17 protein-coding genes are annotated in these 22,299 nt (G+C 64.8%); 8 read left to right on the top strand and 9 right to left on the bottom strand.

Annotated features, from left to right (window positions below; genetic code table 11):
- Nucleotides 1–213: 213 nt before the first annotated feature.
- From thiP to LB515_RS14185, 3 genes are all read left to right on the top strand, one after another.
- On the top strand, nt 214–1,824 hold the full coding sequence (gene thiP / locus LB515_RS14195) for a thiamine/thiamine pyrophosphate ABC transporter permease (RefSeq protein ID WP_224708086.1): 1,611 nt from the start codon (nt 214–216) through the stop codon (nt 1,822–1,824).
- Nucleotides 1,821–2,609, top strand: coding sequence for a thiamine ABC transporter ATP-binding protein (thiQ, locus tag LB515_RS14190; RefSeq protein ID WP_224708085.1), 789 nt, complete (start codon nt 1,821–1,823; stop codon nt 2,607–2,609). Before thiP ends, thiQ begins: the two co-directional genes overlap by 4 nt.
- A gap of 152 nt (nt 2,610–2,761) precedes the next feature.
- Entirely contained in the window at nt 2,762–4,228 is a 1,467-nt protein-coding gene (locus tag LB515_RS14185) for a M48 family metalloprotease (RefSeq protein WP_140841608.1), read from the top strand.
- A 171-nt stretch (nt 4,229–4,399) separates the two neighbouring features.
- On the opposite strand, the gene LB515_RS14180 is transcribed toward LB515_RS14185, so the two are convergent.
- Both LB515_RS14180 and LB515_RS14175 read right to left on the bottom strand, forming a co-directional pair.
- A complete protein-coding gene (locus tag LB515_RS14180) occupies nt 4,400–6,544 on the bottom strand; it encodes a caspase family protein (RefSeq protein WP_224708084.1) in 2,145 nt (714 codons plus the stop codon).
- Between the two features lie 167 nt (nt 6,545–6,711).
- Nucleotides 6,712–7,575, bottom strand: a complete 864-nt coding sequence (locus LB515_RS14175; protein ID WP_095767541.1) for an RNA polymerase factor sigma-32 — start codon at nt 7,573–7,575, stop codon at nt 6,712–6,714.
- Nucleotides 7,576–7,878: 303 nt separating this feature from the next.
- On the opposite strand from LB515_RS14175, the gene LB515_RS14170 reads away from it, so the two are divergent.
- The 3 genes from LB515_RS14170 (at nt 7,879) to LB515_RS14160 (ending at nt 10,266) form a co-directional block, all read left to right on the top strand.
- Complete coding sequence (locus tag LB515_RS14170; RefSeq protein ID WP_095767302.1) at nt 7,879–8,652, top strand: amino acid ABC transporter substrate-binding protein; 774 nt, start codon at nt 7,879–7,881, stop codon at nt 8,650–8,652.
- 160 nt (nt 8,653–8,812) lie between these two features.
- The gene (locus tag LB515_RS14165; RefSeq protein ID WP_224708083.1) at nt 8,813–9,493 is read left to right on the top strand and encodes an ABC transporter permease subunit; all 681 of its coding nucleotides are present in this window, start codon (nt 8,813–8,815) and stop codon (nt 9,491–9,493) included.
- Complete coding sequence (locus LB515_RS14160; RefSeq protein WP_095767303.1) at nt 9,490–10,266, top strand: amino acid ABC transporter ATP-binding protein; 777 nt, start codon at nt 9,490–9,492, stop codon at nt 10,264–10,266. The genes LB515_RS14165 and LB515_RS14160 overlap by 4 nt, the downstream gene beginning before the upstream one ends.
- Before the next feature lie 68 nt (nt 10,267–10,334).
- Here the strand turns inward: LB515_RS14160 and LB515_RS14155 are convergent, their stop codons facing one another.
- The 6 genes from LB515_RS14155 to LB515_RS14130 all read right to left on the bottom strand — a co-directional run bounded on the left by LB515_RS14155 (nt 10,335) and on the right by LB515_RS14130 (nt 18,365).
- Nucleotides 10,335–10,916, bottom strand: coding sequence for a CarD family transcriptional regulator (locus LB515_RS14155; RefSeq protein WP_040991750.1), 582 nt, complete (start codon nt 10,914–10,916; stop codon nt 10,335–10,337).
- A 373-nt stretch (nt 10,917–11,289) separates the two neighbouring features.
- A complete protein-coding gene (gene fdxA, locus LB515_RS14150; protein WP_095767304.1) occupies nt 11,290–11,628 on the bottom strand; it encodes a ferredoxin FdxA in 339 nt (112 codons plus the stop codon).
- A gap of 202 nt (nt 11,629–11,830) precedes the next feature.
- The gene (locus LB515_RS14145) at nt 11,831–12,217 is read right to left on the bottom strand and encodes an RNA-binding S4 domain-containing protein (RefSeq protein WP_095767305.1); all 387 of its coding nucleotides are present in this window, start codon (nt 12,215–12,217) and stop codon (nt 11,831–11,833) included.
- Nucleotides 12,218–12,308: 91 nt separating this feature from the next.
- Nucleotides 12,309–15,617 carry a helicase-related protein gene (locus LB515_RS14140; protein WP_224708193.1) on the bottom strand — a complete coding sequence of 1,103 codons (3,309 nt, stop codon included), beginning with the start codon at nt 15,615–15,617 and terminating at the stop codon, nt 12,309–12,311.
- Between the two features lie 718 nt (nt 15,618–16,335).
- Nucleotides 16,336–17,058, bottom strand: coding sequence for a beta-ketoacyl-ACP reductase (locus tag LB515_RS14135; protein ID WP_224708082.1), 723 nt, complete (start codon nt 17,056–17,058; stop codon nt 16,336–16,338).
- 119 nt (nt 17,059–17,177) lie between these two features.
- Nucleotides 17,178–18,365 (bottom strand): acetyl-CoA C-acetyltransferase, encoded by a 1,188-nt coding sequence (locus tag LB515_RS14130; protein WP_224708081.1) that lies wholly within the window; start codon nt 18,363–18,365, stop codon nt 17,178–17,180.
- Nucleotides 18,366–18,669: 304 nt separating this feature from the next.
- On the opposite strand from LB515_RS14130, the gene phaR reads away from it, so the two are divergent.
- Nucleotides 18,670–19,263 carry a polyhydroxyalkanoate synthesis repressor PhaR gene (gene phaR, locus LB515_RS14125; RefSeq protein WP_095767308.1) on the top strand — a complete coding sequence of 198 codons (594 nt, stop codon included), beginning with the start codon at nt 18,670–18,672 and terminating at the stop codon, nt 19,261–19,263.
- Between the two features lie 245 nt (nt 19,264–19,508).
- On the opposite strand, the gene LB515_RS14120 is transcribed toward phaR, so the two are convergent.
- Nucleotides 19,509–20,654 (bottom strand): citrate synthase family protein, encoded by a 1,146-nt coding sequence (locus tag LB515_RS14120; RefSeq protein ID WP_224708080.1) that lies wholly within the window; start codon nt 20,652–20,654, stop codon nt 19,509–19,511.
- Nucleotides 20,655–20,743: 89 nt separating this feature from the next.
- Between LB515_RS14120 and LB515_RS14115 the strand changes: the two genes are divergently transcribed.
- The gene (locus tag LB515_RS14115; RefSeq protein ID WP_224708079.1) at nt 20,744–21,844 is read left to right on the top strand and encodes a citrate synthase/methylcitrate synthase; all 1,101 of its coding nucleotides are present in this window, start codon (nt 20,744–20,746) and stop codon (nt 21,842–21,844) included.
- The last annotated feature ends 455 nt before the right edge of the window (nt 21,845–22,299 follow it).

Raw genomic sequence — 22,299 nt, 5'->3', positions numbered from 1 at the left:
GGCGCCCCCCTCTGTCCTGCCGGACATCTCCCCCACAGGGGGGGAGATTGGCCGTCATCGGCGGTTTCGCCAACTGGCGACGTTGCAGTGATGAGCGAAGCGCGGGCGCTGCTGATCTCCCCCCTTGTGGGGGAGATGTCCGGCAGGACAGAGGGGGGCGCGAAGGAACACGGCGTTTGCTGAATTCCACCAAGGTGCAACGTGCAAGCCGCCGTGCACCCTGACTCCCGCGTCACCGCCGGCGTCGTCGCGCTGGCGGCCATCGCCCTCCTCATCGGCGGTGCCTTCGCCGGCCTCGCCGTCGAAGGCGCGCACGATCTCTCCGGCGCTGCCGCCGCCTTCGACAATTATCTCCTGCGCGTCGCCCGCTTCACGCTGTGGCAGGCGGCTCTCTCGACGCTGCTGTCGGTCGCGCCGGCGCTGCTCGTGGCGCGCGCTTTGTCGAGGCATCCAAGTTTTCCGGGACGCCGCCCGATCCTGCAATTGTTCACCGTGCCGCTGGCCTTGCCGACGATCGTCGCCGCGCTCGGCATCCTGGCGCTCTACGGTCGGGCCGGCTATTTTGCCGGCGTCTTCGCCGGACTTGGCGGTGCGGATTGGCCGGGGATCTACGGCCTCTCCGGCATCCTTGTCGCTCATGTCTTCTTCAACCTGCCCTTGGCGACGCGCCTGTTCCTCGAGGCGCTGGGCACCGTTCCCGCCGACCAGTGGCGGCTGGCGAGCCAGCTCGGCATGGGTGCCTGGCCCGCCTTCCGGCTGATCGAATGGCCGGCGCTGCGCGCGGCGCTGCCGGGGATTGCCGGGCTGGTCTTCATGCTCTGCATCACCTCCTTCACCATCGTGCTGACGCTCGGCGGCGGTCCGGCCGCGACGACGCTGGAAGTGGCCATCTACCAGGCGCTGCGCTTCGATTTCGATCCTGCGCGGGCCGTAACGCTGACGTTTCTTCAGATCGCGCTCACCTTCGTCGTGGTCGCAGCACTCACGCGGCTCGGCGCCAACACGGTCGGTGATGCCAATCTGCCGGTGGCGCCGCGCCGCTACCTTTCGGCGGGCCGGCTCGAAACCGCGCTGAATGCCGGCCTCATCGCGCTTGCCCTGCTGTTCGTTGCCGGACCGATGGCGGCGACGCTGCTTTCAGGCCTGGAGGCCGATCTCGGCCGGCTGGCGGGCGAGGAAGCGGTGCGCCGCGCGACGCTCACCAGCGCGGGCCTCGCCTTGCTTGCGGCGCTGCTCAGCGTGACGTTGTCGCTGGTGTTGATTGAGGCGCGGCGCGCGCTGGCCCTGCGCCGCCGCCCGGGGAACACCACGTCGCTGCTCGAATATGCCGCCGACACCGGCGCCGGCTTCGTGCTCGTCGTGCCGCCGATCGTGCTTGGCGCCGGCTGGTTCCTGGCGCTGCGCCACGTCACCGATGTCTTTGCCATCGCGCCGGTCATGGTCGTCGCCGTCAACGCGGTGATGGCGATGCCCTTCGCCATCCGCGCGATTCGCCCGGCCTATGACGCGGCGAGCGAACGCCATGAGCGGCTTTGCCTGGCGCTCGGCATAGCCGGCTGGAACCGGCTCAGCCTGATCGACTGGCCGTCGCTGAGGCGGCCCTTGGCCACCGGCTTCGCCTTCGCCATTGCGCTGTCGCTCGGCGATCTCGGCGTGATCGCGCTGTTCGGCAGCGATTCCGTGCAGACCTTGCCCTATCTGCTTTTGGCGCGCATGAGCAGCTACCGGACAGCCGACGCCGCGGGACTTGCCTTGCTGCTCGGCCTCGTCTGCCTGATGCTGGTGGTCGCCGCGGACTGGCTGGGGCGGGAAGGAAAGTCATGACGACGACCATCGACGGCATCGCCGCGCAAAAGGGCCTCGCCGTCGCGCTGGATGGCGTCTCGTTCAGCTATGGCGAATCTTCCTTCCGCTTCGACGCCGAATTCGCGGCCGGCAGGATCACCGCCATCATGGGGCCGAGCGGCTCCGGCAAGTCGACGCTGCTCAATCTGATAGCCGGCTTCGAAGCGCCTGATGCGGGCAAGGTCCTGATCGGCGGCGTCGGTCTCGGAAACACGCCGCCTTCGGCGCGGCCGGTGTCGATGGTGTTCCAGGAAAACAATTTGTTTGCGCATCTTTCCGTCGAAGCCAATGTCGGGCTCGGCCGCTCGCCATCGCTGAAACTCGGCGACGCCGATCGCATTGCCGTCGCCGAGGCGCTGGCGCGGGTTGGTCTTGCCGGTAAGGAAAAGCGGCTGCCGCGCGAGCTTTCCGGCGGCGAGCGGCAGCGCGTGGCGCTGGCGCGCGTGCTGCTGCGCGACCGGCCCGTTTTGCTGCTCGACGAACCTTTCGCGTCGCTCGGCCCGGCGCTGCGCGACGATATGCTGGACCTTGTGGCTGGCATTCATGCCGAGCGCGAAATGACGGTGTTGTTCGTGACGCATCAGCCGGAAGATGCGCGCCGCGTCGGGCAGGACGTGGCATTTCTCGACGAAGGCACGATCGCGGCAGCCGGGCCCGCCGAGGATTTCTTCGATCGGTCTGGACCGGATGCGTTCCGGCGCTATATCGGCGATCGAGACGGCACCGTTGCCGGATCACAACATGTTGCCCGGAAGCGGACATAATTTATGGCCAAACCGGCAATGGGCGATCCGGCGTTTGCTTGCCTTGTCCGGGGGAGTATGGCTAGGTCCGGCCATGCTGGTCCGGCTGGACCGTGATTTGCCGAAAGATTTGGAAGGAAGCCGACCTGTCGAGCGGCGCTGAGAAGGTGTGGATGAAGCCGCTGGCACGATTTCTCGCGCTGGCGAGCGTCGCCGTGCTGGCGAGCTGCCAGATGTTCACGCCGCCGGACGTGCAGGAGAGCGGCTTCCAACCTTCCGACAAGCCGATCACCGTCGACAATGTCGTGGCCAACGCCAAGCTCGCAGAGATGGCGAAGGCGCAGCACCCGCGGATTCTCGCCACCTATGGCGGCGAATATTCCGACCCAAAGCTCGAACGCATGGTGGCCAAGGTCGTCGGCAATCTGACCGTGGTGTCGGCCAACCCGACCCAGACCTATCGCATCACCATCCTCAATTCGCCCAACGTCAACGCCTTCGCGCTGCCGGGCGGCTATCTCTATGTGACGCGCGGCCTGCTGGCGCTGGCCAACGATTCCTCCGAGCTTGCCGCCGTCATCGCGCATGAGATGGGGCACGTCACCGCGAATCACGGCCTGCAGCGGCAGCAGCTCGAAGCCGAGGAGGGCCTGGCGACCAAGGTGGTTTCCGATGTGCTCGGCGACAGCCCGACCGCCAAGGCGGCGCTGATCCGCGGCAAGCTCAGGCTCGCGCAATTCTCGCGCAACCAGGAACTGCAGGCCGACGCCATCGGCATCAAGTCGATCGGCGAGGCGGGCTATGATCCCTATGCCGCCGGCCGCTTCCTGCAGTCGATGTCGGCCTATACGGATTTCCGCTCGGTGAGCGGCGCCACCGACGCCAGCCTCGACTTCCTGGCGACGCACCCGAACACGCCGCAGCGTATCGAGCTGGCGCAGCGCCTCGCGCGCAATTTCGGCCCGCCCGGCGTCGGCACGCGCGACCGCGACGCATTTCTGGCCGGCATAGACGGCCTGCTTTACGGCGACACGCCGGAAGAAGGCTATGTGCGCGGCCAGACCTTCATGCACCCCAATCTCGGCGTCTCCTTCACCGTGCCGGACGGTTTCGTCATCGACAATTCGGCGGCTGCCGTCACGGCGACCGGGCCTGGCGACATCGCCATCCGCTTTGACGGCGTGGCGATCGACAAGTCCGTCTCGCTCACCGATTACATCCGCAGCGGCTGGGTCGCGGGGCTGGAAGACGCCAGCGTGCGCCAGGACACGATCAACGGCAACGATGCGGCGACGGCGCATGCCAGCGCGCAAGGCTGGCAGTTCGACATCGCGGTGATCCGCGCCGGCGGCCAGGTCTACAGGCTGCTGACGGCCGCGCCCTCGGCCAGCACTTCGCTGGACCCGGTGGCGCGCTCGGTCAGCGGTTCCTTCCGCGTGCTGAGCCCAGCCGAGAAGGCGGCGCTGAAGCCGCTGCATATCCGGGTCGTCACCGTCCAGGCCGGCCAGACCATGGGCTCGCTCGCCGCGCAGATGGTCGGCGTCGACCGCAAGCTCGATCTGTTCCGCGTGCTCAACGCCATGTCGCCGGGCGCGACTGTGTCGTCCGGCGACAAGGTCAAGATCGTCACCGACAAGTAAGACCGACGCCCCGCTTTCCGGCGGCTTCCGCTTGATGGTGATGGCGTTTCGTTGAATCGCCATCACGATCCTTGTTGGAGCATGATGTCGTCCGAAACCGGTTCCCACTTATCGGGATCATGCTCTCTCGACGCTGCCGTTCGGTTGGCGGCGTCCACGCCATCGCTGCTGCTATCTGATCCCGTCAGAGCCGCCGGTGCTGCCAGTATCAGTGCCGCCGGAATCACTGCTGCCGGTGCTGCCGGAGTCAGTGCTGCCGGTGCTTCCAGTGTCGGTGCTGCCGGAGTCAGTGCTGCCGGTGCTGCCAGTGTCGGTGCTGCCGGAGTCGGTGCTGCCGGAGTCGGTGCTGCCGGTGCTGTCACCGTCGGTGCTGCCGCTGTCAGATCCGCCGCCGCGGGGCTCGGGGTGATCGCCGCCATTGCCACGCCAAGATGCCGATCCGGTGCCGTTCGGTATGCGCTTGGCCGGTATCTTGGTGACCGGTGGCGGCGCTTTTGGCGCGGGGGTACGGACCACCTTTATCTTCGTGACCACTTTGGTCACCACCTTGGGCTTGCACACCGGGACCGTCTTTTCGCTTCGCTTGGGTGAGAGACCGAGAATGGCCATCGAATAAGCCTCCTGCCGGTCGATGCCGGCTCGGAGGAAAGCCAAGGCGCGGGCCGGGTCGGCGGGTACGCCGTTGCGGCCTTCCTTGAAGATCACCGCAAGGTCCTTGGTGGCATCGACATGCCCCATCGCCGCTGCCTGGAGCAGCAGGTCCAGCCCCTTGCCGGTGTCGCGCTGGACGCCGACACCGTCGAACAAAGCGCGCCCCAAGGCAGTCATGCCGTAGGGATCTCCCTTGTCCGACGCCTGCGCATAGAGGCTGTTGGCTTTGGTCAAATCCGGAGCCGCGCTCATTCCGGATGCGGCGATGTAGCCGAGCTCGTACACGGCACGGACGTGCCCCTTATCGGCCGCCTCCTGGATCACATTCCTGGCTTCGTCGATCCGGCCCGACGCCAGCAGTGCCCGCCCCAACTCGTAGCGGAAGCGCGCAATGTCGGGATAGGACTTCACCGCCGCCTCGCAAGCTTCGACAGCTCCGCCGCCGATCTCGTTCGGCAAGCGGCCCGAGACAACGCCCTGCAGGTCGAGCGGCTCGCCGGCGGCTTGGTCGCAAGGGTCGACGCTCGGCGAGAGTTGCATCGTCGACCGCTTCGCGGCGCTGCCCGCGCGGATCTCGATGCCGACTTCGACGGGCGCGACCGAGCCTATCTGCGGCTCGTAGCGCAGTTTGTCGACCTCGGCGGTCGTCAGGCTCGATTGCGGCGAAAGCACGCGATCCGGCAGGGACAGCGTGCCGGTCGCCGGGTAGCTTGCAAGCTTGAGGCTGACCGAGGCATCCTTGGCCGGAAGCTCCAGTTTCAGCGGAACCGGACCGACGCCGAGCGGGACACGGATGTCGAGACTTCCAATCGCTTCGGCGGCATCGGCGACCTGGATTCCGCGTTCCGCCGTCTGCTGGCCCTGCTCGGCGTCCAACGGCGACGGCGCTGGTTCCTCCGCCCCGCGCATCAGCACGACGTCGTCGATCAGCGAGGAGTTCTCCCACGGAACCTGCTTGCCGTTGGTGGCCTTGACCACGTCGCGGCGGACGGCCGCCATCACCGAGCGTATCTCCTGGTCCGGCGTCAGCGCACGGCGGGAGAAGGACGACGAAAACGGGCTGAGGTCGCCGGATCCGTCATAGGCGACCGCCCCCGGCTCGGTGGCAAAGGCAATCAGCGTGTTCTGCGAACCCGTTACCTGCGCAAGGCCGCCGCCGCCGGCGACGATCAACTGATCGCGCAGCCAATAGTCCTTGCGCGGGAAAGGATCGTTGCGGCAAGCGTCGAGGATGATCATCTGGACTTTCGATCTCGAGCGCAGCTGCCGCAATATGTCGTCGACCTTGATGGCCTGGACCTCCATGTCGGCCGCATCTTTCAGCGACGCATCGACCGGGATCAGGAAATTCTCTCCGCCGATCTGGAAGCCGTGCCCCGAATAATAGACGACCGCCAGGTCGGCGCCGTCCGCCGCCGCCAGATAGTTGCGGAACCGCTCTTCGAACTGAAGCTTGGTCAGGTCCTTGGCGGCGAACACCTCGAAGCCGGCCAGCCGGAATGTCCTCGACACGTTTTCTGCGTCCTTGTCCGGGTTCTTGAGCGTCGGGATTTCGCGGTATTGCGAATTGCCGATCACAAGGGCAACCCTTCGCTCGGCATGCGCTTGAAACGTCGTGAGACCCACGAGGATCAAGAGTGCAATCAGCGCGCAGCATCGCAGCATGGCAAATCCCCCATGTGGTGTGATCTGGAGGAGTAAAAAAGCCGATTGCGGCGCAACAGTCTGTTAAAGAGCTCACAATCCTAGTTATTACCGAGGAAAAATGGCCCCGATGACGGCGTGCTCTTATTAATAAAGTTCTTAATCTTTGAGCTTGGCCCGGACTAGCTTCAGGCGGCTTCCGCCAGGAATTCAGGGTTTTGCTTCACCAGCGCCAGCTTCAGCTTTTCCATGGCGCGCGCCTCGATCTGGCGGACGCGCTCCTTGGAGATGCCGAGCTGTTCGCCAAGCGATTCCAGCGTGGCGCCGTCATCGCTCAGCCTGCGCTCCTCGATGATGCGGAGCTCCCGGGCATTGAGCGCGCCGAGCGCGCTCCGCAGCCAGATAGCGCGGCGCTGGACGTCGATCCTCTCGCCGACGATCTCGTCGGGAAGCGGGTCTTCGGAGACCAGGAAATCCATCCGCTCGGCAGCGCCGTTCTCGTCGGCCAAAGGCGCGTTGAGCGAGCTATCGGGGGAAGACAGGCGCGAATCCATCATCGCCACGTCGGCCTCCGGCACGCCCAGCGCCGCCGAGACCTCGCGGTAGAGCGAGGCATTGGAGAGCGGCTCGGCGCCGTTGGCGAGGCGCGCGCGCAGACGCCTGAGATTGAAGAACAGCGCCTTCTGCGCGGAACTGGTGCCGCCGCGTACGATCGACCAGTTGCGCAGGATGTAATCCTGCATCGAGGCGCGGATCCACCAGGTGGCATAGGTTGAGAAGCGTACTTCGCGCGCGGGTTCGAAACGGGCGGCCGCCTCCAGCAGGCCGACATGGCCCTCCTGAATCAGATCGCCGAGCGGCAGGCCGTAATGGCGGAATTTCGAGGCCATGGAGATCACAAGGCGCATATGGGCGACAGTGATCCTGTGCAGCGCGTGCTGGTCGTTCTCTTCCTTCCAACGAAGCGCAAGGACATGCTCCTCGTCGCGCTCGAGGTATGGAGCCTTCATTGCCGCCCGGACCAATGTCCGTCCTGCCGCGTCTTCGATCATGCCGGCTCCTTTTGCGACGATTGCGCGTATGGCGGTTGAAAAGATGCCGCCGCGCCCTACAACAGCCATGCAACGTGTCAGGCGCATGGATGGTTCCGCCGCCCGAGGGGGTAGATGGTGCCGACGGAAGCATTCTGTTATCTGCCGGGAAGGCCTTCTGGCGAATTCTCGGCGGCTTAGAGAATCAGATTTCTGGCAGAGCCGATTTTTGAAATCTGGTTCCTTATTTTGCTGCCTTCTATCTGCCAGTTTCCGGCTCGCACAATCGCGCCGGGACACCGGTCAAAACGGGATCACAGAAAAATGAAATGGCTCAAACCGCTTCTTCTCGCCGGAACGCTGCAGGTTCTGGCGATCACCGCCGGCTATGCCGGCGCCAATCTCGACCAGATCAAGCAGGCCGGGGTGCTCAAGGTAGGCACTGAAGGCACCTATGCGCCTTTCACCTATCACGACGAATCCAACGCGCTGGTCGGCTTCGACGTCGAGATCGCCAAGGCCATCGGCGACAAGCTCGGCGTCAAGGTTCAGTTCCTCGAAGGCAAGTGGGACGGCCTGATCGCCGGCCTAGACGCCAACCGCTACGACGCCGTCATCAACGAGGTCGGCATCACCGATGCGCGCAAGGCCAAGTATGATTTCTCCGATCCCTACATCGCCTCGAAGGCGGTGCTGATCGTGCGTGGCGACAACACCGACATCAAGACCTTCGCCGATCTCAAGGGCAAGAAGTCGGCGCAGTCGCTGACCTCCAATTTCGGCAAGCTCGCCGAGAAGAACGGCGCCGAGCTCGTCGGCACCGACGGGTTCGACCAGTCGATCCAGCTTCTGCTCACCGGCCGCGCCGACGCCACGATCAATGACAGCCTGTCCTTCCTCGATTTCAAGAAGCACAAGCCGGACGCCAATGTGAAGATCGCGGCGCAGGAAGAGAATGCCGATTATTCCGGCGTGATCGTGCGCAAGGGCGATCCGGAGCTGGTCGCGGCCATCAACAAAGCGCTGGCCGACATCAAGGCCGACGGCACCTACCAGAAGATCGCCGACAAGTATTTCGGCCAGGACGTTTCGAAGTAAGGCAATCGTCTCCTTGCTCGGATACCGGCGGGCCGTCTTCGACGGCCCGCTGTTTTTGCACGGCATTCATCGGGGTCGTCTTTGACGGCCCGCCGGTTTTTGCATGATAGTCGGTCCATACGGGGGACGCGCCGCCGTATCTGGAAGGGAGAAGCGCTTCGTGCCGCACTGGCTGCAATTGATGCTGGAATCGTTGCCGACGCTGTTGTGGGCGGCGCTGATCTTCACCGTGCCGCTGACGCTCCTGTCCTTCGCGCTTGGGCTCATCGCCGGACTGGTGACGGCGCTGATCCGGCTGTTCGGCCTGAAGCCGCTGGTCGCGATGGTGCGCTTCTATGTCTGGATTTTTCGCGGCACGCCGCTGCTCGTTCAGTTGTTCCTGATCTTCTACGGCCTGCCGTCGGTCGGCATTCTGCTCGATGCCTTTCCCGCCGCTCTGATAGGCTTCACGCTCAACATCGGCGCCTATACGTCTGAGATCATCCGGGCCGTCATCGGCTCGGTGCCGAAGGGGCAGTGGGAAGCTTCCTATTCGATCGGCATGACCTGGAGCCAGGCGATGCGGCGCACCATCCTCCCACAGGCGGGCCGCGTTGCCGTGCCGCCGCTTTCCAACACCTTCATCTCGCTGGTCAAGGACACCTCGCTCGCGGCGGCAATCACGGTGCCCGAGATGTTCCAGGCCGCGCAGCGCATCGTCGCCACCACCTATGAGCCGCTGATCCTCTATGTCGAGGCGGCCGCGCTCTATCTCGCGTTGAGCTCGGTGCTGTCGGCGCTGCAGGCGCGGCTGGAAGTGCGGCTCAACCGCTATGGCGGGTTCCTGGAGGCCAACGCATGATCGGCCTCAGCAACATCGAAAAGCGCTTCGGCGACAATCTTGTGCTGAAGGGCGTGACCGTCACCCTCGACGAGGGCAGCGTGACTGCGCTGGTCGGCCCTTCCGGCGGCGGCAAAAGCACGCTCTTGCGCTGCATCAACCTGTTGGAAATCCCGACGTCCGGTTCCCTGCGCATCGGCGACGAGACGCTTGCGTTCCATCCGGGCGGCAAGGTGCCGGCCAAGGACATCCAGCGCATCCGCCTGCAGACCGGCATGGTGTTCCAGAATTTCCAGCTCTTCCCGCATCGCACAGCGATCGAGAATGTCATGGAAGGGCTGGTGACTGTGCTGAAATGGCCTGAGCCAAGGGCGCGCGAGCGGGCGATGGCGCTGCTCGAAAAGGTCGGCATGGCGGAGAAGGCCGACGCCTGGCCGGCGACGCTGTCCGGCGGCCAGCAGCAGCGCGTGGCGATCGCCCGGGCGCTGGCGCCGTCGCCGCGCGTGCTGCTCTGCGACGAGCCTACCTCTGCGCTCGATCCGGAACTGGCGCAGGAAGTGGTCGACGTGCTCGGACAGCTTGCCCGCGAAGGCACGACCATGGTGATGGCCACGCATGATCTCAGGCTCGCCTCCAAGATCGCGCAGGAGGTGGTGTTCCTGGACGCCGGCGTCATCGTCGAGAAAGGCCCGGCTTCGGTCGTGTTCGACAATCCGGAGCGCGCGCGCACCAAGCGCTTCATCGCCTCGCTCAGGCAAGAGGAGGCGCAGAAGGAAGCCGGCAGCGGGGTGTAGAATTGGGTACCAGAAACAAAAAACCCGGCGCGAGGCCGGGTTCTTCGTAAACTTAAAGGCGGAAAAGCTCAGGCAGCTTCTTCCTGCTCGGCTTCCTCGTTGTCGGCCTTGGCACCGCGCTTCGGACCCTTGTTGAGGTTGACCTCGATGAGGCGCACCGCCTCGGTCTCCGACATGCGGTTCACCGCGGCGATCTCGCGGGCCATGCGGTCGAGCGCGGCTTCATAGAGCTGGCGCTCGGAATAGGACTGCTCCGGCTGGTTGTCGGCGCGGTAGAGGTCGCGCACAACTTCCGAGATCGAGATCAGGTCGCCCGAGTTGATCTTGGCGTCATATTCCTGGGCGCGGCGCGACCACATGGTGCGCTTGATGCGGGCGCGGCCCTGCACGACCTTCAGCGCGCGGTCGACATAATCCTCTTCCGACAGCTTGCGCATGCCGATCGAGGTCGCCTTGGCGACCGGCACCTTCAGCCGCATCTTGTCCTTCTGGAAATCGATGACGAACAGTTCCAGCTTGTGACCCGCAACTTCCTGCTCGTCGATCGCCACGATCTGGCCGACGCCATGCGCCGGATAGACGATGAATTCGCCGGTCTTGAACCCGTGACGAGCCGCGTTGGACTTCTTCTGCGGGGTGATCGTTGCCATTACGCCCTGAACTCCTTAAGTTGTGCAGCCGGCATCATGCCGGCTCGAACCCACGAGGTCGGCAAAGCCGACCGTTAGCCGCGCAACAGGATGAACCCACCGGAAAAGCCAAGGGCCGGCATATCGCACGAATGCGACCGCCTGCCCCAGATCGCTCTGGTCCGGATCGAGAAGCTCACCTTTCAGTGATTTGGGGCGTTAGCGCCATAAATCGACGTTGTGTCACCGGCATGTTTCGTTGATATAACACAAAAAGTCGGAAGAATCAAGGTTTTGCTGCATTCGCTAACGCCAAGCGGCAGCGCTGCCCGTCAAGACAGCAATTGTATCGGTCCGGTTACGCCGCGCCATGCCGGTGTTCCCGGCCGCTATATCAATCGCCTTCGCCAGGCTCCGCCGAGAAATATTTCTCGAACTTGCCGGTCTCGCCGTCGAAGGTCTTGGCGTCCGCCGGCGGCTCCTTCTTGGCGGTGATATTGGGCCACTTCTCGGCGTATTCGGAATTGATCTGCAACCATTTGTCGAGGCCGCCCTCGGTGTCCGGCTTGATCGCGTCGGCCGGGCATTCGGGCTCGCAGACGCCGCAGTCGATGCACTCGTCAGGATGGATGACGAGCATGTTCTCGCCCTCGTAGAAACAGTCGACCGGACAGACCTCGATGCAGTCCATATATTTGCATTTGATGCAATTGTCGGTCACGACATAGGTCATTGCAGGCTCCGGAACGTCCCATTTTGCTGGGCTTTTCGGCTGAGGTAACGCCTTTGCCCGCCGCATGCAAGGGCAGGGATTGCAGGCGCAGCCGGTGTCGCGGAATGGAATTCCAGCCGGAAAGCTTCGGCCAAGTCCTCCAGCCCAACCGTTGCGCAGTTTTCCTGGAATTGCTGCAGCCGTGCCGCGGCCCGGCTATATCTCAGTCGTCGCCGAGCAGCCGGTCGGTCTGCCGCCGCTCGCGTTTGGTCGGGCGGCCGCTGCCGGCCTCGCGCAAGGCTGGAACGGCGTCCGGAACCGCCTCGCCTTTGGGTGCCGGCGCCGGCGACAGATCCTCGTAAAGCAGCCGCGCCTCGTCGGCCGGGCCGCGCCTAGCGCCACAGTTCAGCACCTTCCAGACGAGGATACGGCGCTCGAGCATGATGGTGAGCACGTCGCCGGGCTTGACCAGATCCGACGCCTGCGCTGCTTTGTCGCGATTGATGCGGACGCGTCCCGCGACGACGACCTTTGCCGCCAAGGACCGCGACTTCACCGCGCGCGAGAAGAACAGCCATTTGTCGATGCGTTGACGGCCTTCTCCAACCATCGCGGCTAGCTTTGATGGGGCATGATCTCGCCCGAAAACCGGTTCCCACTTTTCGCTGACGCGGTCCTTCGGTTCGGGATCATGCTCGAACCTATTTCTTCAGCTGGTCGCGCAAGGCGGCGAGCTTGGCAAAGGGCGAATCCGGATCGAAGCGCTGCGGACGTTCCTCGCGCGGCTTGCCCTGGAAGGCAGGCTTGCCGCCCGGAGTGTTGCCCTTGCCGTCCTGCCTGCCGCCCTTCCAGTCCGGCCGGCCTTCGCGGCGTTCGCCTTGCGGCTTGCCTTCGCGCCGTTCAGCGCCCTCACGCCGGTCGCCTGTCTCGGGCCTCGGCTTGAACTTCGAGCGGTCGAAGCGCGGCTTGCCGGCGCCTTCGCGCTGCTCGCGGCGGCCTTCCTGGGCAGGCCGATCGCCGGGCTGACCGCTTGCGGCGCCTGCCTCGCGCGCGGGCTGGGCGCCGCGAGGGCGATTGTCGCGACGGTTTTCGTGGCGATGGCGCGGACGCTGATGGTCGAAACGCGCCTGGCGCCACAGGAGCACAGGTTTTGGTTCCTCGGCTTCGGCTGGCGCATCGCCGCCGGCACTATCCTCCACCTGGTGTTGGGGGGAGGTAAGAGCGTCGGCGCTTTCGGCCGGCTCGGGCGCTGCCGCCATGTCCACCGCTGCGGCGCCTTCCACAGCGGCGGGCTCTTCCGTAACCGCGGCCGCAGCTTCTGCCGGCTCTGCCGTGGCAGGTTCCGCTGCCACTTCCGCGACGGCTTCAGCCGGAGCTTCGGCGGCAGCCGGCTCCGAGCCCTCGACCGTTGCCTCCGCGACCGTATCAGTTGCCGCGGCTTGTGCCTCTGCCTCCCGCGCGGCGCGCGCGGCATTATCCGCGGCGAGCTTGGCCGCTGCCGCTTCGCGGGCGGCGTCGTCCAGCGCGTCGAGCTTCGCCTTAACCTCGGCGGCCGGCTTGGCCTCCGAGCGATAGCCGAGACCTTTCAGGATCTCCTCCATGTCGTCGGCCGTGGCGCCGAGGATCGACATCATCGGCGGCGTCACTATGAAGGCGTGACCGTCATAGGCGCCGTCCGGACGCTGGCCGAGGCCGGGCTTCCAGTTGGTCGCCGGGCGGATGAGGTCGGCAAGCCGCTCGAGGATATCGACGCGCACGGCGCGGCGGCCGAGATTGCGGTAGCCGGCGAGCTTGTAGAAGGTCTTGTCGAAGGTCGGGTCGATAACGACCGAGGTGCGGCCGGAAGCCAGCGCATGCACCACATCGCCGAAGCCGGGCTTGTCCTTGCCGTCGTTCTTCAGCGCCCACAGCAACGTCACCAGGCCAGCCGGCGCCGGCTTGATCAGCGCCGGCACGAAGACATGGTAGGCGCCGAAGCGGACGCCGAGGCGGCGAAGCGCTGCGCGGCCTTCCTGGTCGAGCGACTTCATCTCCTCCGCGATGTCGCGGCGATTGATCAGGCCGAAATGCTCGACCAGCTGAAAGGCGATGCCGCGCGCGATGCCGGCGAGCTGGTCGGCATTCTTCAGGTCGACCAGCGGCTTCAAAAGCGTTTCGATCTGGAAATTGACGAAACGCTCGGCGCGCGCCGCGACCTTGTCGCGGGCGGGGCCGGTCAGCTGCTCGTCGGCAAGCAGAACCAGGCGCGGCTTCAGCGCCTCGTCGGCGGCGACCAGCGTGCCGATCGGCGCCCCGATCCAGCGCAGGACGCCGTCCGAGCCCAAAGCCAGGTCGCCATTGGCGCAGGCGGCAAAGCGCTCGGCGCGCGCCTCGAACTCGGCCGCGAGCGCCTTCTGGGCGGCGGTGCGCACCGCCTTGGCGTCCTCGCCGCCGGCGCTCTGGTCGGCGGTGAAGCGGAACCCCTGCAACTCGCCGACGTGATGGCCTTCGACGAGGACGGTTCCGGACGGGCTGATTTCGGCTTCAGGCATGGTATTTTCTCTAAGGCGCCGCATGAGGACGGAAGTCCTGCGGTCTACGAAGCGTTTCGTCAACCGCTCATGCAGCGCATCCGACAATCTGTCTTCGATTTCGCGCGTCTTTTCCTGCCAGTGTAGCTGATCGGCCAGCCAGCCCGGGCGGTTGGAGACGAAAGTCCAGGTGCGGATCTGCGCGATCCGGTGCGATAGCGTGTCGATATCGCCTTCCGTCGTGTCGGCGCGCCGCACCTGCTCGGCCATGTAATTCTCATCGACATGGCCGTGACGCGCAAGGTCCATATAGATCGAGGCGATAAGATCGGCATGCTGTGCCGGCGCGATCTTGCGATAGTCGGGGAGCGCGCAGGCTTCCCAAAGCAGCGCCACGCGCTCCTTGCCGGTGGCCAAATCGCGGATGTCGCCGTCGCGCGACAGCTGTTCCAGCGCCTGCGCGTCGACGGCCGGCAGCGCCCGGGTCAAGCCTTCGACCGGCGCATTGGCCTCAATCGAGCGCTTCAGCGCATCGAGGCTGGAAAAGTCGAAATCGGCGGTGCGCCACTGCAGCACCTTCACCGGATCGAAATCGTGCCCCTCGATCTTGGCGACCAGTTCCTCGTCGAACGGGTCGACTTGGCCGGTGACGCCGAACGTCCCGTCGCGCAGGTGCCGGCCGGCGCGGCCGGCGATCTGGCCAAGCTCGGCGGCGGTCAGGTTGCGGTATTGATAGCCGTCGAACTTGCGGTTCTGAGCGAAGGCGACGTGATCGAGGTCGAGGTTCAGGCCCATGCCGATGGCGTCGGTGGCGACGAGATAGTCGACATCGCCGGACTGGAAGATCTCCACCTGGGCATTTCGGGTGCGCGGGGAAAGAGCGCCGAGCACGACGGCAGCACCCCCCTGCTGGCGGCGGATCAGCTCGGCGATCGCATAGACCTCGTCGGCCGAGAAGGCGACGATCGCCGTGCGCCGCGGCAACCGGGTGAGCTTCTTCGAGCCGGCATAGGCAAGGTGCGACAGCCGCGGCCGCGTCACCACTGACACGCCCTTCAACAGGCGCTGCAGGATGCCATGCATGGTGGCCGCGCCCAGGAGCAACGTCTCCTGGCGGCCGCGCAGATGCAGGATGCGATCGGTGAAGATATGGCCGCGCTCGAGATCGCCGGCGAGCTGCACCTCGTCGATGGCGACGAAGGCGGCGTCGGTCTCGCGCGGCATCGCCTCGACGGTGCAGACCGAATATTTCGCGCCGGCAGGCACGATCTTCTCCTCGCCGGTGATCAGCGCCACCTTGTGGGCGCCAACCTTCTCGCAGACGCGCGCATAGACTTCGCGGGCAAGCAGCCTCAGCGGCAAGCCGATGACACCGGTCTCATGCGCGACCATGCGCTCGATGGCGAGATGCGTCTTGCCGGTGTTGGTCGGGCCCAGTACGGCCGTCACGTCGCGGCCCGAAAGGATCAGCGGCTGGGAGTGTTTCGGCTGGATGTTCATCGGCTCGGAAATAAGGTTTCTGCCGCCCGTAGTCTGAAGCACGGCGCTGCCGCCGCGTGTGACAGGCGACACATAGGGACTTCGGGCGTGAAGCGAAAGCGGAATGTTCCCTCGCGAAGTGGCTATGCCGGAGGGAGCAGCCAAAATCGGCTGCTTGTTAACAGCTGGAACGAGTCTGGAACGAATCAGCGACGAATCGGTGACTCGTTCTGATTCAGGTTTTGTTCACGGCTATATGTGGATTTTTTGACGGTAAGTCTCACCACATGCTGAATCGCTGAACTGGCCCAATTCCTGCTTGGCCTCGGCCGGACCCGGGTTGTCGTTAAGCTTTGCCGGGCAATGGTCAGGCCCGACCTGAGGGCAGACTTCAAGTTTATGAAATTGTTGATTTTTCTTAATCGCTTTTAACGAGTTCGGTGACGTTTGCACCGTCCACTGTTAACTTTCCGGCCAAAGCCGGAACGAATCGGCGACGAATCAGCGATCCGGCGGTTTTCCTGGTTTGTTCACCCCTAGATATGGTGTTATCCACAGCTTGCCCACCGAGGATTCACAGCTTGTCGCAGCGGTTATGCACAAAGCGTGGCTGCGGCCGTTAACTTTTGCGTGCCGAATTGAGGCAAGGTGTCGCGCCGGCCTGCCGGCGAACAAAAAGGCGGCTCCGGTGCCGGAGCCGCCTTTGACGATAAATGGTGTCGGGCGACCTACTGGGGTGTCAGGCGAAATACTGACCGCCATTGGCGGTGATGGTCGAGCCGGTGATGAAGCTGGCTTCGTCGGAAGCCAGGAAGACGACGCAGCGCGCGATCTCTTCCGGCTCGCCGAGGCGACCGACCGGGATCTGAGCGATGATCGACTCCCGTACTTTTTCCGGCACGGCCATGACCATGTCGGTGGCGATGTAGCCGGGGCAGACGACATTGACTGTGATGCCGGCGCGAGCCCCCTCTTGAGCCAGCGCCTTGGTGAAGCCGATATCGCCGGCTTTCGAGGCCGAATAATTGACCTGGCCCATCTGACCCTTCTGGCCGTTGATAGAGGAAATGGTGATGACGCGGCCGAACTTGCGGTCGCGCATGCCGCTCCACAAAGGATGCGTCATGTTGAAGACGCCGGACAGGTTGGTGTCGATCACTTCCTTCCACTGTGCGGGCGTCATCTTGTGGAACATGGTGTCGCGGGTGATGCCGGCATTGTTGACCAGCACGGAGACCGGGCCGAGATCGGCCTCCACCTGCTTGATGCCTGCGGCACAGGCCTCGTAGTCGGCGACCGACCATTTGTAGACGGGGATACCAGTCTCGGCCTTGAATTTCTGGGCCGCCTCGTCATTGCCGGCATAGTTCGCCGCGACCGAATAGCCGGCGGTCTTCAAGGCGACCGATATCGCCGCGCCGATGCCGCGTGTTCCGCCCGTGACGATTGCTACTTTGGTCATGTGTGCTCCTCCCTGTTGATCGGAGGAGCGAGTAGGGAGTAGCGAATAGCGAGTAGGGGATTGAAGCCTGCTGCGCCGACGCCGTTTTCCCTATTCGCTACTCCCTATTCGCTATTCGCTCAGTTCAGCGCTTCCACGCACATCGCAACGCCCATGCCGCCGCCGATGCACAGCGTGGCAAGGCCCTTCCTGGCGCCGCGGCGACGCATCTCGTAGACCAGCGTGTTGAAGACGCGGGCGCCCGAAGCGCCGATCGGATGGCCGATGGCGATGGCGCCGCCGTTGACGTTGACGATCGAGGGATCCCAGCCCATGCCCTTGTTGACGGCGCAGGCCTGCGCGGCGAACGCCTCGTTGGCCTCGACGAGGTCGAGGTCCTTGATCGACCAGCCGGCCTTCTCCAGCGCCCGCTTCGAAGCGGGAATAGGCCCCGTGCCCATGATTGCCGGATCGACGCCGGCGGTCGCCCAGGAGGCGATGCGCACCAGCGGGGTGATGCCGCGCCGCACGGCCGCGGCCTCGGTCATCAGCAGCGCGCCGGCGGCGCCGTCATTGATGCCCGACGCGTTGGCGGCGGTGACCGTGCCGTCCTTGTCGAAAGCGGGCTTCAGCTTGGTCATGGCGTCGAGCGTCGCGCCGTGCCGGATGTACTCGTCCTGATCGACTGTTGTGTCGCCCTTCTTGCCCTTGATGGTGAAGGCGACGATCTCGTCCTTGAACTTGCCGGCCTTCTGCGCAGCCTCCGCCTTGTTCTGCGAGGCGAGCGCGAACTCGTCCTGGGTTTCGCGGGTGATCTGGAACTGGCGGGCGACGTTCTCGGCGGTGTTGCCCATATGGTAGCCATTGAAGGCATCCCACAGGCCGTCCTTGATCATGGTGTCGATCATCTTGTAGTCGCCCATCTTGACGCCGGCGCGCAGGTGCTCGGCATGCGGCGACATCGACATCGATTCCTGGCCGCCGGCGACGATCACCTTGGCGTCGCCGGTGGCGATCTGCTGCATGCCGAGCGCGATGGCGCGCAGGCCCGAGCCGCAAACCTGATTGAGGCCCCAGGCCGTGGTCTCCTTCGGCAGGCCGGCATTGATCGAGGCCTGGCGAGCCGGGTTCTGTCCTTGCGCGGCGGTCAGCACCTGGCCGAGGATGACCTCGTCGACTTCCGCCGCCTCGACGTTCGCGCGCGCCAGCAATTCCCTGATGACGACGGCGCCGAGCTCATGTGCCGGCGTGGCGGCGAAACTGCCGTTGAAGGATCCGACCGCGGTGCGAGCGGCGCTGGCGACGACGATGGAATTGGAAGCGGACATTTTCTTCTCCAGACTTCGAGGTGTCGTGTTCTAGGCTATCCTTGAAGACTTTCTTGCCGGTTCAGGCAGCCGAGTCAAACCGGAAATGGGCATGGCCGCCATGCGCGGCAAGCAGAGCGCGCGCCGGTTGCGGCAACATGACGTTGACCGCGCGGCGAATTTTGTCATGCCCTGCAGCATTAATTGATGCCGCAGTGCACAAACCGCTTGGAATTGTGAGGCTTTTGCGCGTATCCTCGATAAAGGGCGCAATCGTTACCGGCCGCTTACTCCTAGAGGTGCCGGTGTCCTGGGGAGGATACGGATGGCCGCAAAAGACGACCCGATCGTCATCAAGAAGTATGCCAATCGCCGGCTCTACAATACCGGCACGAGCACCTATGTGACGCTCGAGGACTTGGCCGAGATGGTCAAGAAGGGCGAGGAATTCACGGTCCAGGACGCAAAGACCGGCGACGACATCACGCATCCGGTGCTGACGCAGATCATCTTCGAGCTGGAGAACAAGGATGGGCAGAACATGCTGCCGATCCCGTTCCTGCGCCAGCTCATCTCCTTCTACGGCGATCAGATGCAGATGATCGTGCCGAGCTTCCTCGAACAATCGATGATCGCCTTCTCCAAGGAGCAGGAGCGGTTTCGCGAGCAGCTCAAGGGTACCTTCGGGAAAACGCCGATCGACATGATGAAGACGCCGATCAAGGCGCTCGAGGAACAGACGCGACGCAATGTCGAGATGTTCCAGAACGCCATGCGCATGTTCACGCCGTTCCCGCCCGCCGGCGGCAATTCAGCGCCGGCCGCCGAGCCCGCGAAGAAGGAAGAGAAGGGCGACGATCTGCAGGAATTGAAGGCGCAGATTGCGGCGATGCAGCGCAAGCTGGACACGATGTCCTGACGGGTGTGCCGCCGTTTGGCGGCGGTCGCGAACGCTGGAGATTGGCGCAAAAGGCCCATCCCTTCGTCATCCTCGGGCTTGACCCGAGGATCCATTCCGTGACCGACGCCGTATGGCGCAACGGTGCAGAATTCTGTAACGCCTTAGCGTCACGGAATGGATTCTAGGGTCTGCGCGCGTCGCTTCGCTCCTTGCTCCGCCCTAGAATGACGACCTCAAACGCGTCCGGCCAATCTGCAAGGTCATCAACCCAGGCTAATAGGCCCGTCATAACGGGCGCGGGGCCTGATCGGCCTGTTGCTGGTCACCTGTTCGACGGCATGGGCCGTCCAGCCGACGCTGCGGCCGAGCGCGAACAGGCGGAACGGCGCATCGGCCGGCAGGCTGAGGCTGCGCGTCATCGCGGCCAGCGCAAAATCGATATTCGGATGCAGCCCGGTCGCGGCGAGCACGGCGTCGCGAAGATGGACGATCCCGTCATCGATCTCCAGGTCGGGCAGCAGTGCTTGCGCGCGCGGATCGCCTTCCGGGTAGAGCGGGTGGCCGAAGCTTGGCAGCGGCCGGTCATGAGCGAGCCAGCGTGCAATCGCCTCGTCCGGACCCAGCCGCCCGGCATCCTCGACAAGCGTGATCGCCGCCGCGCCGGCGCCGCCATGGCGCGGGCCAGTCAGCGTCGCAAGGCCTGCGAGCAGGCAGGCGGCGACCGGCGCGCCGGTGGAGGCCGCGACCCGGGCGGCGAAGGTCGAGGCGTTGAGCTCATGGTCGGCCAAAAGCACCAGCGCCTTGCGGATGAGATCGGCGCCGGCGGCTTCCACCGACCAGCCCTGCGCCAGCCTGATATGCACAGGTTCGGAGCCCGGCGACGCGCCGAGCGCGGTTGCCAGCGCGCTGGTCGCGGCGGCGCCGTCCTGCTGCAGCATGGCCGGCCTGCGTCCGAGCGAGGACCAGCCTCCGGCGGCGAGCGCCGAAAGCCTGGCGAAGGCGGTGGGCGTGCCGCTTTGCCGGGCGGCCGAAGGGGTCAGCGAGGCGAACGATACCGGACGGTCGGAAGCCCACAGCAGTCCGGCGGTCTCCTCGAGCGTCGCTGTCGCCGAAAGCTCCACCGCGTCCCTGCCGCGATAGATGAGACGACCATGCAGCACCGTGGAGATTGACGTGGGAAACGCCGGCTCGCCCCAGGCGATGGCGCTTTCGGCGATTGCCTGCGGGCTCCTTCCGCGGTCGCGGCGCGTGGCGAGCGCGGCGATGTCGTCGGCGCGGTACCGGCTACGGCGCGGGTCTGCGTCGTCCGGCTTCATGCCGATGCGGCCGCGGCTGACATACGCATAAAGCGTCTGCGGACGGACGTTGAGCCGCTTCAGCGCCTCATCCCGGGTCAGCCATTCCGTCATTTGCCGCCTTACATTGATTATCTTGATCAAGATTGATGCATTGATTGTGCAGCATTAATTGTCATGCACCAAAGGTCAAGGAGACGATCATGGCAAATGGGCTCGATGATGTTGTGGCGGCAGACACGGTGCTTTCCGATGTCGATGGTGCGGGTGGGCACCTCACCATCCGAGGCCATTCGCTGATGGAACTGGCCGGCCGCCGGCGCTACGCGCAGGTGGTGCGTCTGCTGTTCGACGGCTTCTTCGACGACCTTCCGAGCGATGCCGAACTGGAGGAGGCGATCGGCAAGGCTCGGGTGGAAGTGTTCGATCGCGTCCAGCCGATGCTTGCCCAGCTTGCGCCGCTCGACGTCTACAGCGGCATGCGCGCCGGCATGGCCGTCCTGCCGGACGGCGACAGGCTTGCCGATGCGCTGCGGCTGGTCGCGGCGCCTGCGGTGCTGACGCCGGCCTTGCTGCGCGTTGGCCGGGGTAAGACGCCTATTGCTCCCGACGAAAAAGCCGATCATGCCGGCGACATGCTGCGCATGCTTTCCGGCTCCGCCTCGCCCGCGCTTGCCAAGGCGCTCGACAGCTATCTGGTGACGGTCTGCGACCACGGGCTCAACGCCTCGACCTTCGCGACCCGCGTGGTGGCCTCGACCCAGGCCGGACTGACCTCGGCGATCCTGGCTGGGCTCGGCGCGCTGAAAGGTCCGCTGCATGGCGGCGCGCCGGGACCGGTGATCGAGATGCTGGACGCCATCAAGGCCAGCGGCGACGCCACGGCATGGCTGCGCAACGAGATCGCCCATGGCCAGCGCATCATGGGTTTCGGCCATCGCATCTACCGCGTGCGCGACCCGCGAGCCGATGCGCTGAAGACGGTCGTGCGGCAGCTCGGTTCGCGCAACAAGACGAGCAGCAAGGAGATGGGTAGCAGGTTGGCCTTCGCCGAAACCGTGGAGCAGGCGGCGCTCGAGGTGCTCAGCATCGCCAAGCCGCAGCGCTCGATTCAGACCAATGTCGAATTCTACACAGCGCTCCTCCTGGACGCGGTCGGCTTCCCGAAGGAGGCGTTCTCCAACGTCTTTGCCGCCGGCCGCGTTGCCGGCTGGATTGCGCACGCCCGCGAGCAGCAGGCGACCGGACGTCTCATCCGGCCGCAGTCGCGCTATGTCGGGCCGGTGCCCGATCTGGTTGCTTGAGAGGTTCGGTTCCTCGCCTCACCTCGGGTACGGCATGCGCCCATTTCCAAGCGGCTGGCCTTTGGCGATAGCGTGCATGGCAGCTTGGCGCATGCGTTGTTTGATGTAGCGCTGGTCGACCCCCACTCCGTCTCGGCTTCGCCGAGCCACCTCTCCCCCGATCGACGGGGTAGAGGAAGGCGCCAAGCTTTTGCCGTCAATGCTCGTCCAGCAACGCTCCCTTCCTTTCCCTCCGGAGGGGGGAAAGGTGGCGCTGCGAAGCAGCGACGGATTGGGGGAATCACCTGGCAACCAAGCTTCGGCCTGATCAGTCGCGCCAGTCACAGCATGCCGTAGCCCACTCCCGGGGGCGAGGAAAATCCCATGATCACGCTTGTGTGTTCGTGTTCTTGCCTTGGTTCGCCCTTATATGCTGCGCTGCAACATAGGCTGACTGCGTCGTCTCCGTGCAAACA

It is taken from the genome of Mesorhizobium sp. CA15 (genome assembly GCF_020165215.1).
Lineage (GTDB): Bacteria > Pseudomonadota > Alphaproteobacteria > Rhizobiales > Rhizobiaceae > Mesorhizobium.
The sequence above is the reverse complement of the archived record's forward strand: the minus strand, read 5'-3'. Positions and strand labels throughout refer to the sequence as shown.

What these genes read in the sequence shown, in the direction of transcription:
- thiQ (WP_224708085.1), top strand. Translation starts at nt 1,821, where the DNA reads ATGACGACGACCATCGACGGCATCGCCGCGCAAAAGGGCCTCGCCGTC.
- LB515_RS14185 (WP_140841608.1), top strand. Translation starts at nt 2,762, where the DNA reads ATGAAGCCGCTGGCACGATTTCTCGCGCTGGCGAGCGTCGCCGTGCTG.
- LB515_RS14180 (WP_224708084.1), bottom strand. Translation starts at nt 6,544, where the DNA reads ATGCTGCGATGCTGCGCGCTGATTGCACTCTTGATCCTCGTGGGTCTC.
- LB515_RS14175 (WP_095767541.1), bottom strand. Translation starts at nt 7,575, where the DNA reads ATGATCGAAGACGCGGCAGGACGGACATTGGTCCGGGCGGCAATGAAG.
- LB515_RS14170 (WP_095767302.1), top strand. Translation starts at nt 7,879, where the DNA reads ATGAAATGGCTCAAACCGCTTCTTCTCGCCGGAACGCTGCAGGTTCTG.
- LB515_RS14160 (WP_095767303.1), top strand. Translation starts at nt 9,490, where the DNA reads ATGATCGGCCTCAGCAACATCGAAAAGCGCTTCGGCGACAATCTTGTG.
- LB515_RS14155 (WP_040991750.1), bottom strand. Translation starts at nt 10,916, where the DNA reads ATGGCAACGATCACCCCGCAGAAGAAGTCCAACGCGGCTCGTCACGGG.
- fdxA (WP_095767304.1), bottom strand. Translation starts at nt 11,628, where the DNA reads ATGACCTATGTCGTGACCGACAATTGCATCAAATGCAAATATATGGAC.
- LB515_RS14145 (WP_095767305.1), bottom strand. Translation starts at nt 12,217, where the DNA reads ATGGTTGGAGAAGGCCGTCAACGCATCGACAAATGGCTGTTCTTCTCG.
- LB515_RS14140 (WP_224708193.1), bottom strand. Translation starts at nt 15,617, where the DNA reads ATGAACATCCAGCCGAAACACTCCCAGCCGCTGATCCTTTCGGGCCGC.
- LB515_RS14135 (WP_224708082.1), bottom strand. Translation starts at nt 17,058, where the DNA reads ATGACCAAAGTAGCAATCGTCACGGGCGGAACACGCGGCATCGGCGCG.
- LB515_RS14130 (WP_224708081.1), bottom strand. Translation starts at nt 18,365, where the DNA reads ATGTCCGCTTCCAATTCCATCGTCGTCGCCAGCGCCGCTCGCACCGCG.
- phaR (WP_095767308.1), top strand. Translation starts at nt 18,670, where the DNA reads ATGGCCGCAAAAGACGACCCGATCGTCATCAAGAAGTATGCCAATCGC.
- LB515_RS14120 (WP_224708080.1), bottom strand. Translation starts at nt 20,654, where the DNA reads ATGACGGAATGGCTGACCCGGGATGAGGCGCTGAAGCGGCTCAACGTC.
- LB515_RS14115 (WP_224708079.1), top strand. Translation starts at nt 20,744, where the DNA reads ATGGCAAATGGGCTCGATGATGTTGTGGCGGCAGACACGGTGCTTTCC.